Genomic DNA, 13323 nt, shown 5'->3' on the forward strand with positions numbered 1-13323 from the left:
GCCATTCAGCTACAGACCGGATGGGCCACAATTCGTCACAGAGAAGACAATGAAATGCGGTCTGAAATGTGGTCCAGTTCCCAAAACCGCGACTTGAAACGCAGAAACGACAGGCGATGGCACCAGATCGAAAACACATCCTGATTGTCGAGGACGATGTCGAGATTGCAGACATGGTCGGCAAAGCCCTTGGGGACGCCGGATACTACGTGTCGGCCGTCATGACGTCGGACGAAGTGCAGATCATCTTTGCAAATGATCCGCCCGATCTGGTTCTGCTCGACATCATGCTGCCCGGTGACAATGGCATCGACATCATACGTCGAATTCGCCTCAACCGCACAACGCCCGTGATCATGCTCACTGCGCTCAGCGAAACCGGTGACAAGGTCAACGCCCTGCGCCTAGGGGCGGATGACTACGTGTCAAAGCCGTTCCATTCTCAGGAGCTGCTGGCCCGGATCGAGGCGGTGTTGCGCCGGGTCGCAGCGTCACCGAAACAGGCGCGGGACGTGTATCTGGAATTTGACGGATGGCGGCTCGACACCCGGTCGCGCGACTTTGTGGCACCGGATGGATCGCTGGTCTTGCTGACCAGCGCCGAGTTCGATCTGTTGCGCGTGCTCTGCGAGCACGCCGGTCAAGTCCTGAGCCGCGACAAACTGGTGCTGATGACCCAGCGGCGTCACGTCGAACCCTATGATCGCAGCGTTGATACACTGATCAGCCGCATCCGGCAAAAAACGGAATCCGACCCCACACACCCGACGATCATCAAGACGGTGCGCAATGGCGGATATGTCTTTGCCCCCAAGGTACAGGAGATCATGCCGTGATCGCACGACTGCACCATTGGATCGGAACATTCGGGATCAGGGCGCAGATCGGAACGCTGTTGGTCGGCACACAACTGCTTGCCCATGCGGTGACCTTTGGTGTCATGCTGTTTCTGTCCAGTGAACTGGATCGCAAATCCGAAGTCATTCTGGATCTGTCCGATCCGATGCTGAGCGTATTGCGCGTATTGGGCGACGACCCCGACAAACTGGATGCACTGGTCGATCAGGATCGCCGTTTTACGCTTGTTGACCGGGCACCGCGTGAAGCAGGCCTGCCGGAAGCGGACGCCGTGGTGGCCGAGGCAATTGCGTCGAGTTCCATCAACGGTGTCACGGCTTTCTCCTTGCCAGAGAATGCGGAATGGCCACCGGCGCCGCGTGTTCAGCCCTTTGGCCTTGCCAGCATGGCACCAGACGGGCGCTGGCTGGTTTTCACGCCGCGACCGGACATCATCACGCGCACGGTGCCCCGTGTTGCCAGCATTTTGGCGCTCAGCCTGCTCGCCCTGCCGTTGATGTTGTTGTCGGTTTGGGCGGGGGCGTGGTTGGTCGCACCCATTGCCCGCTTGTCAGCGGCCACAAACGCCTTTGCCCGGGACATTCAAGCGCCCGACATGGCTGTCGAGGGCGCGCTGGAGGTGCGTCGCGCCATCGTCTCCTTCAACCATATGCAACACAAGCTGCGTAGGCTGATCGACGACCGGGCCAATACACTTGCCTCCATCGGGCATGACATGCGTACACCGCTGACCCGTCTACGCCTGCGCCTTGAAACAGCCAACTTGGGCGCAGCGAAAGCACTGTTGGATCGGGACGTATCGGTGCTGGAAAACATGATTGACGATGCCTTGCGGTTCATGCGCGACGATCAACAAAAGGTTGACCTGCAAAACATTGATCTAACCGCGCTTTGCCAGACGGCAGTCGATGCTATGCGGGATCAGGGTCACGACGTTGTTATGTCCAGCAGGGCGCGCGTTGTCGCAGTCGGTGATCTGAACCTGACGATACGGGCGCTAGACAACATTCTGAACAATGCAGTCACGCATGCAGAAGCGGCCGAGGTTGCGGTGGAAAGTAATCCAACGTCTTCCACTGCGCAGATCGTCATCACAGACACTGGCCCTGGTATCCCTGACCACCTTATCTCATTCGTACAGCAACCCTTTGACCGACTGCCGACCATGGCAGCAGGGGACAAGGGCGACAAAACCGGCTTTGGACTTGGCCTTGCCATCGCAAGTGATCTGATGACGCGCCAATCCGGCGCATTGGAGCTCGCGGCAAACACACCACGTGGGCTCAGGGTAACCCTGACCCTCAATGCGCGACGGGATGGCGCATGACCCGGGAACCACCCCCAAGACCCCCGATGGGCAGATCGGAGGTGTGGATCATCGTCGCGCTTCTGATCCTTGCTGCCCTGTCGGGCATCTACGCAGCACGCGTCTTGATGTTTTGATGCGGGCTGTTCCTTCCACTCCAACCGAAAGGACCCAGACGTGAAACGCACAACGCTTTCCCTACTTCCCTTGACACTCGCGGCACTGTCACTGGTCACAGTGGCCCACGCCGATGTCGACCGGCTGGCAGATGGCCAACCCTGGAACGCTGACAATGGCGAAGGCCGGTCCATGACATTGACCCTCGCACCGGATGGGACCGGCCGCATGAAAATGGGGATCATGTCGCGCAAGGTTGCGTGGCGCAATGTCGATGGCGCGCTGTGCCTGAACGGCCTGCCGGGCAGTGGTGAACGCTGCATGGCCTTGAACCCCGTCCAAGGCGGATACCGGGCCGAGGCAAGCGACGGCACCGTTCTGATCCTGACCCGCTGACCCAAGCGAAAGAACTGGTGCTCACCAGGTTGAGCAACCCGCCTGACCCCGGCGCAATCCACTTTCGGCCAGCCGTCCTCAGACGATTGGAAAGCGGCTATGTCACAGTCGTCCGCAGCCGGGGTCAAAGAGCCCGGCATCGCACGCGTTAGTCGATCTTGCCGTTCTCAATTTCAAGATCGGCCTCGGGCACGTTCAGCGTTGACCAGGTTTCGTCGCGCGGCGGCGTCGGGGGCGTGTCGCAGGCGCGGCGGTGGATGTTCACCTTGGCGATGAAGTTCGCGGAAATCGGGGCGGTGACAAACAGGAACGCCATGATCAGCAACTCGTGCATCGAGGTTTCGCCAAGCGTGGTCGAGTGAAAGATCGAGGCCACCAACAAGGCACCGATGCCCACCGTCCCCACCTTGGTCGGGGCATGCAGGCGCGTCATCGAGTCGTTGAACTTGAGCAGCCCAAGCACGCCGACCAGGGCAAAGCCCGCACCGATCAGCAAAAACACGGCCACTGCATATGTTGCGATAATCTGACCCGTCATTCGATAATATCCCCCCTCAACACGAACCGCGCCAGCGCCACTGTAGAGACAAAGCCCAGCATGGCGATCAGCAGCGACACTTCGAAGTAAATCTGGACGCCCTGGCTGATGCCCATCAACACCACCAGACCCAGCGCGTTGATGACCATCGTATCCAGCGCAAGGATGCGGTCGCCCGTTGTCGGCCCCAGCACCAGCCGCACCATGGACAGCACCTGCGCCAGTGCAATCACGGCAAAGGCAATGATCAGCGCGATGTTCATCAGATCGGTTGCGAGCGTCATGTGAAAATCTCCATCAGCCGCGCCTCGTAGCGCGTCTTGATCTCGTCGCGCTCGGCATCCGGGTCGTCGGTGTGCAAGACATGGACCAGCAGGCTGTGCCCCTCGTCCGACAGATCGGCGGACACGGTGCCCGGCGTCAAGGTGATCGTCCCGGCCAGCACCGTGATCGCCTCGGGCTGGCGCAGGTCCAGCGGGATCACAATCCACGCCGGTTTCAGCTTGGAATTGGGGACGGTCAGCACGATCCAGGCCACCTGTACATTGGCGACCATGATGTCCCAGATGACGATCATGCAATAGCTGAGCATCTTGCCCAAACGGAACCCGGTGGGTGTGTCCGGCCACCAGGCCGATGTGCCCCAGGGGATGATGATACCCAGGATCACCCCAAACACGGCCATGCCCGCCGTCACCTCGTTTTGCAGGACGATCCAGACCACCGCCAGCAGCAGGGTCAGAAACGGATGCGGCAACAGCCATCGAAATGCGCGCGCCATGTCAGTGATCCTCCGTCTTTGCATCTGGTGTGCTGAGCTTGCCCGGTGTGTCCACCACAGTTGCTATATAGGGCTGCGGCGCAAAAAGCTGCGCGGCCATGGTGGTCGTATATCCGTGCACCTGCCCCGCAAACACCGTATGCGACGCCAGGAGGGTGATCAGACCACCCACCGCGACGTAGGACAGTGCCGAAGGGCGTTCCATCGGCGCGGCTTCCTCTTCAACCTCGATGCTTTGCGCTTTCCAGAACAGGATACTCCCCGCGCGCGCAAAGCCCAAGATGCTGATCAGGCTAGAGATCAGCACGATGGCCCAGACCCACACCACCAGATCGGTTTCAAAGGCGGCATTCAGCACCAACAGCTTGCCCAGGAACCCGGACAAGGGCGGCAGCCCCGCCATGGCAATCGCCCCGACAAAGAACAGGGCCGCCGTCAGCGCAGCCCCCGCAACGGGTATCTGTGCAGTCAGGTTCAGGTTGTCCCGCCCCGTGCGCACAAGGTCGGCAATCAGGAACAGCGCAGCCCCGGCAAGGGTCGAGTGCACGATGTAGTAGAGCGCCGCGGCAATCCCGATAGGCGTGAACATGGCGATCGAGATCATCACCATGCCCATCGACCCGATGATCGAAAACGCCACAAGCCGATCAAGCCGCTTGGCCGCCAGCACACCGATCATCCCGATGGCCAACGACACGAGGGCCGCAGGCAGCAGCCATGTGTCGTGCAATCCGGCGGTCACACCCAGTTCGGGCGGAAAGACCATCGTATAGACCCGAATAATGGCATAGGCCCCCACTTTGGTCATGATCGCAAAGAGTGCGGCAACGGGTGCGGGCGCTTCGGCATAGCTGGAGGGCAACCAGAAGTGCAGCGGCACGAGCGCCGCTTTGATCGCAAAAACCAGCAGCAGCAACACGGCGGCGACCCGGATGCCTACGGTTTCTTCGGGCCCGATCAGCGTGACACGCTCGGCCAGGTCGGCCATGTTCAGCGTCCCCGTCTCGGCATAGATCGCGCCGAGGGCAAACAGAAACAGCGTCGATCCGATCAGGTTGAACAGAACGTACTGCACGCCAGCCCGCAGACGCGCATTGCCGCCCGAATGGATCATCAGGCCGTAGGACGCGATCAGCAGCACTTCAAAGAAGACGAACAGGTTGAACAAGTCCCCGGTCAGGAACGCGCCCATGATCCCCATCAACTGGAACTGGAACAGCGCGTGAAAGTGCCGCCCGCGATCATCCCAGCCCGAGCCAATGGCATAAAGCAGAACAAACAGCGCCAGCACGGCCGTCAGCAGCACCATCATGGTCGACAGCCGGTCACCGACCAGCACGATCCCAAAGGGCGCAGCCCAGTCCCCCAGCTGGTACAGCATGATCGTCCCGTCAGAGGACTGCCACGCCAGACCCGCAGCGATCGCGATCAGTGCGAGCACACCGACAACGGAAAACACCCGCTGGATGCCGATATGATAGCGTGCGGCCAGCACGATGAACGGGGCCAATAGGGCAGGCAGAACGACGGGGGCAATGATCCAATGTGTCATGGCTGGCCCTCCGCCTGCGTGTCATCGCCCTCGGGCTGATCATCCACGTGGTCGTCGTCCGATCCAAGGTACGCGCCTAGCCCGATCATCACGACAACCGCCGTCATCCCGAACGAGATCACGATGGCCGTCAGCACGAGGGCCTGCGGCAACGGATCGGTATATACACTCACATCGTCGCGCAGGATGGGCGGTGCGCCCACGGTCAGGCGCCCCGACGCAAAGAGGAAAACGTTCACCGCATAGGTCAGCAGCGAGATGCCGAGGATCACCGGGAACGTCCGCAAACGCAGAACCAGATAAATCCCGGCAGCGGTGAGGATGCCAATGGCGGATGCAACGAGCAGTTCCATGTCACACACCCTCCTTCACGGCAGCATCTCCGGGCGGATCGTTCCGGGAGGGGTCAATATCCATCGGGTATTCACTGTCCGGCACATGCGCGCGGCGCGCCAGTCGCGAGAAGCTTTCCAGCGAAAGCATCACGGCGCCCACAACAGCCAGGAACACGCCCAGATCGAACAGGGCGGCGGTGGCCAATTCAAACTTTTCGAACGGCGGGATGCGCACATAGGTGAAATCCGAGGTAAGGAAAGGTTTGCTCACGAACCACGACCCGATGCCGGTCAGCCCGGCGATCAGAACGCCCGCGCCGATGATCCCATGATAGGGATAGCGCAGCCGTGCCGAGGCCCAGCTGAACCCGCTGGCCATGTACTGCATCACCACGGCAATCGACACGATCAGACCAGCGATAAAGCCGCCGCCCGGCTCATTGTGACCGCGCAGGAAGATGTAGAAACCGACCATCAGCACAAGCGGCATGATAACCCGCGTCAGCACCACCATCATCATCGGATGCTGCCCCCCGGCCCGCGCGATGTCGGGCTTGCGGTTCAAGAGCCGTGCGCGCACGGGACCGCTGAGCAAGGTTTCGGTCAGCGCATAGATCAACAGGGCCGCGATGCCGAGCACGATGATTTCACCGTAAGTGTCAAAGCCCCGGAAATCGACAAGGATCACGTTGACCACATTGGTACCGCCGCCGCCTTTGTAGGAATTGGCGAGGTGGAACTCCGAGATCGGCGTGCTCACCGCGTCACGCAGTAGATAGTGATAGGCCAGCGCAAAGGCCGCAAGGCCGCCAGCCACGCCCACGCCTGTGTCACGCACCCGGCGCAGAACCGAGCTTTCCACCGGGGTGGATTTCGGCAGGAAGTTCAGGGCCAGCAGCAACAGGATGATCGTCACCACCTCGACCGTGAACTGTGTCATCGCAAGATCGGGCGCGCTGAAGAACACGAACCCGATCGAGACCATGAGACCGACAATGCCCAGCAGCACCAGCGACAAAAGCCGGTTGCGGTGCAAAAGCACCAGGCCAAGCGTGGCCGCCACCAGCATGATCCATCCCGCGATGGGCACGGCGCCCGCGCTTTGCATCGTCCGCGTCGGCGCACCGACTGTGCCCGTGGTCCACGCGTAAAACCCAGCAGCCACAATCGCCACCGACCCGATGGCCGCGTAGCGGGTAAAGGCCCCGTTGTGCAGCGGCAGGATCAGTACCTGGGCAAGCCGCGCCGCCACTTCGACAATTGCCTCGAAAATGACCTTGGCCTCGGGACGCGGGGTTGTTTCCCAAATCCTCAGGCTCGGCTTGAAAATGACCAGCATCAGCAAGCCACCCACGACTGCCGCGATGGACATGAACAGGGCGGGCACCAGCCCGTGCCAAATCTTGAAATACGCCTTGGGCACTTCGGCCTCACCACCCAGAACAGAGGCTGTGACCAGCTTGACAAACGGCTCGGCCAGGAACGGGGCGACACCGATCATCACGACCAACACCACCAGCAGCGCGGGCGGCATCCACATACCTGCGGGCGGATCATGCGGCTTGGCCGGATAGTCGTCGCGCACAGGCCCGAGGAAGACGTGACCGATCAGCCGGAAACAGTAGGCGGCGGAAAAGAGCGAGCCGACAACGGCAAGCGTCGGAACCAGCCAATGCGCACCGAAAAGCACGGTGTGATACGCCTCTTCCAGCATCATTTCCTTGGACAGAAACCCGTTGAGCAGCGGTATACCCGCCATCGACAGCGCCGCGAGCGTAGCAATCACAAAGGTCACCGGCATCAAGGTGCGCAGGCCGCCCAAGCGGCGGATGTCGCGCGTATGCGCCTCGTGATCGATGATACCGGCGGACATGAACAAGGCGGCCTTGAACGTGGCGTGGTTGAGGATGTGGAACACCGCCGCCATCGCGCCAAAGGCCGTTCCCGTGCCCAAAAGCATCGTGATCAGCCCCAGATGGCTGACCGTCGAAAAGGCCAAAAGCGCCTTGAGGTCATGTTTGAACAGCGCGATGATTGCGCCGATCACCATGGTCACCAAACCGGCAGTGGTCACGATCGCGAACCATTCCGGTGTACCCGACAGCACCGGCCACATGCGCGCCATCAAGAAAATCCCCGCCTTCACCATCGTGGCAGAGTGCAGGTAGGCCGAGACCGGCGTCGGAGCCGCCATCGCGTGCGGCAGCCAGAAGTGGAACGGGAACTGCGCGGACTTGGTAAAGCACCCCAGCAGGATCAGGATCAGCGCCGGTACATAAAGCGGGTCGGCCTGGATCAACTCGCGGTTCTGAAGGATGACGCTGAGGTCATAGCTGCCCACGATCTGGCCCAGGATCAGCATGCCACCGATCATGGCAAGGCCACCCATGCCCGTCACCGTCAAGGCCATGCGCGCGCCTTGTCGCCCTTCGGGCAGGTGTTTCCAATAGCCGATCAACAGGAAGGATGACAGCGATGTCAGCTCCCAGAAAACAAGCAAAAGCAGGATGTTATCGCTGAGGACAATGCCGACCATCGCGCCCTGGAACAGCAGCAGATAGGTGAAAAACTCGCCCATATTGTCGTTGCGGCTGAGGTATTGGCGGGCATAGGCGATGATCAACAGCCCGATGCCAAGGATCAGCAGGGCAAAGAAAAAGCCCAGACCATCCAGCATCAGCGTGAAATTCAGCCCAAGCACGGGCATCCAGTCGACCCGCGCCATCACGACCTCGCCCGCAAGCACGGTGGGCAGGTTGGTCAGCAACCCGATGAACGCGGCCAGTGACACGGTGAACGTGACGCCCGCACAGGCAGAGCGACCGGCGGAATTCATCAGACCTGGAAGCAGCGCGCCAAAGAAGGGTAAAGCGACGATAAAGAAGAGGGACACGCGAACTCCTGATCCAAATATTTTATCAATTCGCTCTAACTTGTTTTCGTTTTCCGAAAGCGCAAGAGTAAGCGACAGATTTAGTCAAGAACCGTTGTTATTAGTCCCTCACAATGGTTTACCCAAACCGTCTGACCTTGGCAAACATAGCCGTCCTGCCGACGGATGCAGCCCCACAAAGTCCCCCATCGGCGGAGTGATGCACACGCACCGGCACCCGGCATGCAAAGCGGTTGATGGTGTGCGGCAAATACCGCAGACAGCCCGAAAACACGCCACGGTCACGGTGTTCTGAGGCAAGCCATGGAAATCGTCGTTCCCGCATTCATCTCGGTCACCCTCGGCATGATCGTGTTCTTCCTTGGCGCGTTCCTGACACGCGGGGTGAGGTTTCTGCGCGACTACAACATCCCCGAACCTGTGTCCGGTGGCATCGCGATGGCGCTGCTGACCTGGGCCTACTTTCGGCTCACGGATACGCAGATCGTCTTTGATCTGCAGGTGCGGGATTACCTGCTGGTCCTGTTCTTTGCCACGATCGGGCTGAACGCGCGGATTGCGGACCTGCTGCGTGGCGGATCGCTGCTGGGCATTCTCTTGGTGATCACGATTGTCTTCATGGTCCTGCAGAATGCGGTGGGGCTGGCGGGCACGCTAGTCTTTGATCTGCCGACACCTGTGGCCGTGCTCCTCGGGTCGGCCTCTCTGATCGGTGGGCACGGGACGGCCATCGCCTGGGGCCCGCAGATCGAAGAGGTGACAGGCTTTGCCGCCGCAGATGAAGTGGGCATTGCCACCGCGACGCTGGGCCTTGTGACGGCGGCCCTGATCGGCGGACCCATCGCCAAGCGCCTGATTGATCGCAACGCCCTCGAGGGGCGGCAGAACGCACCGCCCGTGGTCGGGCTGGAATACGAAGAACGGGGTGAGCCCACCGAGGCCGTCAATCACATCAGCCTGATGCGCGCGACCCTCGCGGCCCATGTCGCGATCTTTTTCGGCTACGCCGCTAACATCACGATTGCCGAGATGGGCGTGATGCTGCCGCTGTTCGTGCCCTGCCTGCTGGTCGGCATCATCATGTCCAACACGGTGCCTTACCTGGTGCCACGCATGACCTGGCCTGCGGGCAGTCGGGCGCTGGCGGTCATATCCGACTACAGCCTGTCCATCTTCCTCGCCATGTCACTGATGAGCATGCAGTTGTGGACGCTGAACGAACTGGGCAGCACCCTTCTGGCCGTGTTGGCGATGCAGGTTGTGATGACGGTGGGTTTTGTGACCTTTGTCGTATTTCGTGTGCTTGGGCGCGACTACACCGCCGCCGTGCTGTGCAGCGGCTTTGCCGGATTTGCGCTGGGGGCCACGCCCACGGCGATTGCCAACATGACATCCGTGACCAAACGGTACGGCGCCGCGCCGCTGGCCTTTATCGTGTTGCCACTGGTGTCAGCCTTCTTTGTCGATCTGGCGAATGCGCTGATCATACGGTTGTTTGTCGGGGCCTAGGCTGTTTCATCCCCAGACACCTTGAAGAACACGGCATAAAGCGTCGGCACCACGATCAGTGTCAGCACCGTCGCAAAGCTGAGACCGCAGATGATGACCACAGCAAGGGATTGAAAGAACGGATCCCATAGCAGCGGCACAACACCCAGCACAGTCGTCAACACACCCAAGGCAACGGGCCTGACCCGGCTGACCGCGGCATCGACAACGGCCGCCATGCGCGCCTTGCCATCCGCGATCTGGCTGTCGGTCTCGTCAATCAGGACAATCGCGTTCTTGATCAGCATCCCCGTCAACGACAGGATACCCAGGATCGCCATGAACTCGAGCGGGGTTTGCGAGGCCGCAAGCCCCCAGATCACCCCGATCAAGGCCAAGGGAACCGTCAGCCAGATGATCAGCGGCTGGCGCACCGCGTTGAAGAGGAAGATCACCACCAGCACCATCGCCCCAAAGCCGAGCGGCATGGTCGAGGCAAGCCCGGCATTCGCCTCGGCAGAGTTGCCGAACTCCCCCTTCCATTCCAGCGAATAGCCGGGGGGCAGGTCAATCGCCTCTATTGGGCCGCGCACCTCGTCAAACAGATCGCCCGACAAGACACCGGTCGCATTGTCCGATTGCGCCGTAATGGTCAGGGCCCGATCAATGCGGCGTAGATTGCCCGCCTCAAAGGCGAGGTCGAACCGGTCCACCACTTGTCCAATGGGGATGTATCCCCCCGCAACCGTGCTGAACACCTGGATGTCGCGCAGGCGGGCCACATCGGTGCGATCCGCCTCGAACGGGCGCATCACGATATCGCGCAGCTCATCCCCCTCGCGGTAAACACCCAGGGTCGCGCCATTGAGGTGGCTGTAAAGCGCATTGGCAATCTCGCCCTGCGTCAACCCGAGGCGCCGGGCGTTTTGCGTATCGATGATGGGGCGAATGACCTGCACCTGTTCACGCCAGTCATCCTTGATCGCGATGGCCCCGGCACCTGACATGATGGCCTTGGCCTGCTGCGCAAGGTCACGCAACACAACGGCATCCGGCCCGGAAAACCGTGCCTCGATCTTCGATCCGCCGCCGGGCCCAAGCACGAATTTCCACACCTTGGCCGTGGCTTCGGGATAGGCCTCATCAATCCAGTCCTGCAACGCGAGCCGCAGATCGTCGATCTGATCATAGCTTTCCACATCGACAAGGATTTGACCGTAGGCCGAGTTCTGGTTTTCGCTCTCGTAGATCAGCATGAACCGCAAGTGTCCGCTGCCGACCGACATGTTCGTGCTGGTCACCCCGTCCAGTCCGCGCACATGGGCGTCAATCTCCATCAGATCGCTTTGGGTCTGCGTGATGTCCGTGCCTTGCGGCAGGAAATAGTCGATCACGAACTGCTCGCGGGTCGAAGAGGGGAAGAACCCCGGCGGCACAAGGCTAAAGCTCGCAATGGCCGAGGCAAACAGGGCCACGATGATCGCGATTGTCACGTAACGCGCACGGATCGCGCGGGCCAGAATACCGCGATACCAGCGCAGCACTGCATTCTCCGATTTTTCCGGCGCCGTGTTCGGTTTGAGCAGAAGGGTGCAGTAGTAGGGCGTCAGCCAGATCGCGACAAGCCAGGAAAACAGCAGGGCGATGGAAATCGTCCAGAACAGGCTGCCTGCATATTCACCCGTGTTGTCCGGCGAAAAACCCACCGGCGAAAAGGCGAGAAAGCCCACGATTGTCCCGCCAAGCAGGGGCCACTTGGTCTGACTGACCACCGATTGCGCCGCAGTTGAGGCGCTTTCGCCTTTTTGGACGCGTACCAATGTGCCCTCGACCACCACGATGGCATTGTCGACCAGCATCCCCAGCGCGATGATGAGCGCCCCAAGGGAAATTCGCTGCATGTCGAGCCCATAGATATACATCCCGAACAGGGTGCCCGCGACGGTGACCAGCAGAATGCCCCCCATCAGGATGCCCGACCGCAGGCCCATGAATATCAGCAGCGTGCCCACGACGATGGCCAGCGCCAGCACCACGTTCATGACAAAGTCATTGACCGACGCCTTGACCGTGGCCGACTGGTCCGAGATGGGCAAAACCTCGATCCCGATGGGACGCTCACCAATCAGCGCATCGATGCGCGCCTTGGCCGCTTCGCCCATGTTCACGACGTTGCCGCCGATGTTGTTGGAAATGCCGATGCCGATAGCCGGGCGGCCATCGCGAAACAGCAGATGGGTGGCCGGGTCCTTGTACCCGCGGGTAACCGTCGCAATGTCGGACAGGCGGAAAGACGCGCCGTTTTGCGGATTGGTGATCAACAGATCCCCAATCGCATCAATGGATGTCACCGCATTGGTCGGGCGCAGTTCAAGGCGGACCTGGCCTGCGCGGATCGACCCCGCAGGCGTGACCAGGTTCTGCCCCTCCAGGATGTCGCCGATCTCTTGCGGCGACAGGCCCAGCGCAACAAGGCGTGCGGGCGAGTATTCGACATAGATCACCTGATCCTGCACACCGTTCAGCACAACCTTGGACACGCCATCGACGGTCACCAGCTCGCGCTGCAAATCCTTGGCGTATTCGTGCAACTCACCCAGTGAATACCCATCCCCAACGACGGCAAAATAGACGGAATAGACGTCGCCAAAGTCGTCAAACACGATGCTGCTGAGGGCATTGGGCGGCAGGTCGCCCTGCGCGTCGTCCACCTTTGCACGCATCTGCGCGAACCGCTCGTAGAGCTCCGTATAGCCCTTGGTCGACTGGATCGTGAATTCCACCGTAACGGTGCTGAGACCCGGCGAAGAGACAGAGCGGACCTCGTCCACTCCGATCAGCTGTTGCAGCGCATTTTCGACAACCTCGGTGACCTCTTCGGCCACTTCCTCGGCGCTGGCACCGGGATAGGGCGTGATGATCTGCGCCTGTCGGATGACGAATTCGGGGTCTTCGAACCGGGGCAGGTTCACATAGGCAAAGTAGCCTGCAACCAGAATAAGCAGGGTCGAGACAGCCGAAATCAGCCGCTTTTCGATCGCGAAACGGGCCAAATCCAT

General features: G+C 60.7%; 11 protein-coding genes. 4 read left to right on the top strand and 7 right to left on the bottom strand.

Translation table 11 applies throughout. The features are described 5' to 3' along the window. Positions 1-116: 116 nt before the first annotated feature. The 3 genes from ACMHLQ_RS10800 (at position 117) to ACMHLQ_RS10810 (ending at position 2677) form a co-directional block, all read left to right on the top strand. A complete protein-coding gene (locus ACMHLQ_RS10800) occupies positions 117-836 on the top strand; it encodes a response regulator (protein WP_415404790.1) in 720 nt (239 codons plus the stop codon). Further along, positions 833-2185 carry an ATP-binding protein gene (locus ACMHLQ_RS10805; RefSeq protein ID WP_415404791.1) on the top strand — a complete coding sequence of 451 codons (1353 nt, stop codon included), beginning with the start codon at positions 833-835 and terminating at the stop codon, positions 2183-2185. The genes ACMHLQ_RS10800 and ACMHLQ_RS10805 overlap by 4 nt, the downstream gene beginning before the upstream one ends. Positions 2186-2371: 186 nt before the next feature. Then, positions 2372-2677: a hypothetical protein gene (locus ACMHLQ_RS10810; RefSeq protein ID WP_415404792.1), complete on the top strand. Its 306-nt coding sequence runs from the start codon at positions 2372-2374 to the stop codon at positions 2675-2677. 148 nt (positions 2678-2825) lie between these two features. Here the strand turns inward: ACMHLQ_RS10810 and ACMHLQ_RS10815 are convergent, their stop codons facing one another. The 6 genes from ACMHLQ_RS10815 to ACMHLQ_RS10840 are packed head-to-tail and all read right to left on the bottom strand — an operon-like array spanning position 2826 to position 8776. Further along, positions 2826-3215, bottom strand: coding sequence for a Na+/H+ antiporter subunit G (locus ACMHLQ_RS10815; protein WP_415404793.1), 390 nt, complete (start codon positions 3213-3215; stop codon positions 2826-2828). Continuing rightward, positions 3212-3499 (bottom strand): K+/H+ antiporter subunit F, encoded by a 288-nt coding sequence (locus ACMHLQ_RS10820; protein ID WP_415404794.1) that lies wholly within the window; start codon positions 3497-3499, stop codon positions 3212-3214. Before ACMHLQ_RS10820 ends, ACMHLQ_RS10815 begins: the two co-directional genes overlap by 4 nt. After that, on the bottom strand, positions 3496-3996 hold the full coding sequence (locus tag ACMHLQ_RS10825) for a Na+/H+ antiporter subunit E (RefSeq protein ID WP_415404795.1): 501 nt from the start codon (positions 3994-3996) through the stop codon (positions 3496-3498). The genes ACMHLQ_RS10820 and ACMHLQ_RS10825 overlap by 4 nt, the downstream gene beginning before the upstream one ends. A gap of 1 nt (position 3997) precedes the next feature. After that, the gene (locus ACMHLQ_RS10830; protein ID WP_415404796.1) at positions 3998-5548 is read right to left on the bottom strand and encodes a monovalent cation/H+ antiporter subunit D; all 1551 of its coding nucleotides are present in this window, start codon (positions 5546-5548) and stop codon (positions 3998-4000) included. Next, entirely contained in the window at positions 5545-5901 is a 357-nt protein-coding gene (locus ACMHLQ_RS10835; protein WP_415404797.1) for a Na+/H+ antiporter subunit C, read from the bottom strand. Before ACMHLQ_RS10835 ends, ACMHLQ_RS10830 begins: the two co-directional genes overlap by 4 nt. A 1-nt stretch (position 5902) precedes the next feature. Next, the gene (locus ACMHLQ_RS10840) at positions 5903-8776 is read right to left on the bottom strand and encodes a monovalent cation/H+ antiporter subunit A (protein WP_415404798.1); all 2874 of its coding nucleotides are present in this window, start codon (positions 8774-8776) and stop codon (positions 5903-5905) included. A 303-nt stretch (positions 8777-9079) separates the two neighbouring features. Here ACMHLQ_RS10840 and gltS point away from each other — a divergent pair, with 303 nt between their 5' ends. Further along, on the top strand, positions 9080-10285 hold the full coding sequence (gene gltS / locus ACMHLQ_RS10845; protein ID WP_415404799.1) for a sodium/glutamate symporter: 1206 nt from the start codon (positions 9080-9082) through the stop codon (positions 10283-10285). Here gltS and ACMHLQ_RS10850 read toward each other — a convergent pair. After that, positions 10282-13323, bottom strand: coding sequence for an efflux RND transporter permease subunit (locus ACMHLQ_RS10850; RefSeq protein ID WP_415404800.1), 3042 nt, complete (start codon positions 13321-13323; stop codon positions 10282-10284). The genes gltS and ACMHLQ_RS10850 overlap by 4 nt on opposite strands.

Origin of the sequence: Tateyamaria algicola, assembly GCF_047715485.1 — a bacterium.
In the GTDB taxonomy this organism is placed as follows: Bacteria; Pseudomonadota; Alphaproteobacteria; order Rhodobacterales; family Rhodobacteraceae; genus Tateyamaria.

Coding starts and splice junctions, on each gene's coding strand:
- ACMHLQ_RS10800 (WP_415404790.1), top strand. CDS start 117: ATGGCACCAGATCGAAAACACATCCTGATTGTCGAGGACGATGTCGAG.
- ACMHLQ_RS10850 (WP_415404800.1), bottom strand. CDS start 13,323: ATGGATTTGGCCCGTTTCGCGATCGAAAAGCGGCTGATTTCGGCTGTC.
- ACMHLQ_RS10835 (WP_415404797.1), bottom strand. CDS start 5,901: ATGGAACTGCTCGTTGCATCCGCCATTGGCATCCTCACCGCTGCCGGG.
- ACMHLQ_RS10825 (WP_415404795.1), bottom strand. CDS start 3,996: ATGGCGCGCGCATTTCGATGGCTGTTGCCGCATCCGTTTCTGACCCTG.
- gltS (WP_415404799.1), top strand. CDS start 9,080: ATGGAAATCGTCGTTCCCGCATTCATCTCGGTCACCCTCGGCATGATC.
- ACMHLQ_RS10820 (WP_415404794.1), bottom strand. CDS start 3,499: ATGACGCTCGCAACCGATCTGATGAACATCGCGCTGATCATTGCCTTT.
- ACMHLQ_RS10815 (WP_415404793.1), bottom strand. CDS start 3,215: ATGACGGGTCAGATTATCGCAACATATGCAGTGGCCGTGTTTTTGCTG.
- ACMHLQ_RS10830 (WP_415404796.1), bottom strand. CDS start 5,548: ATGACACATTGGATCATTGCCCCCGTCGTTCTGCCTGCCCTATTGGCC.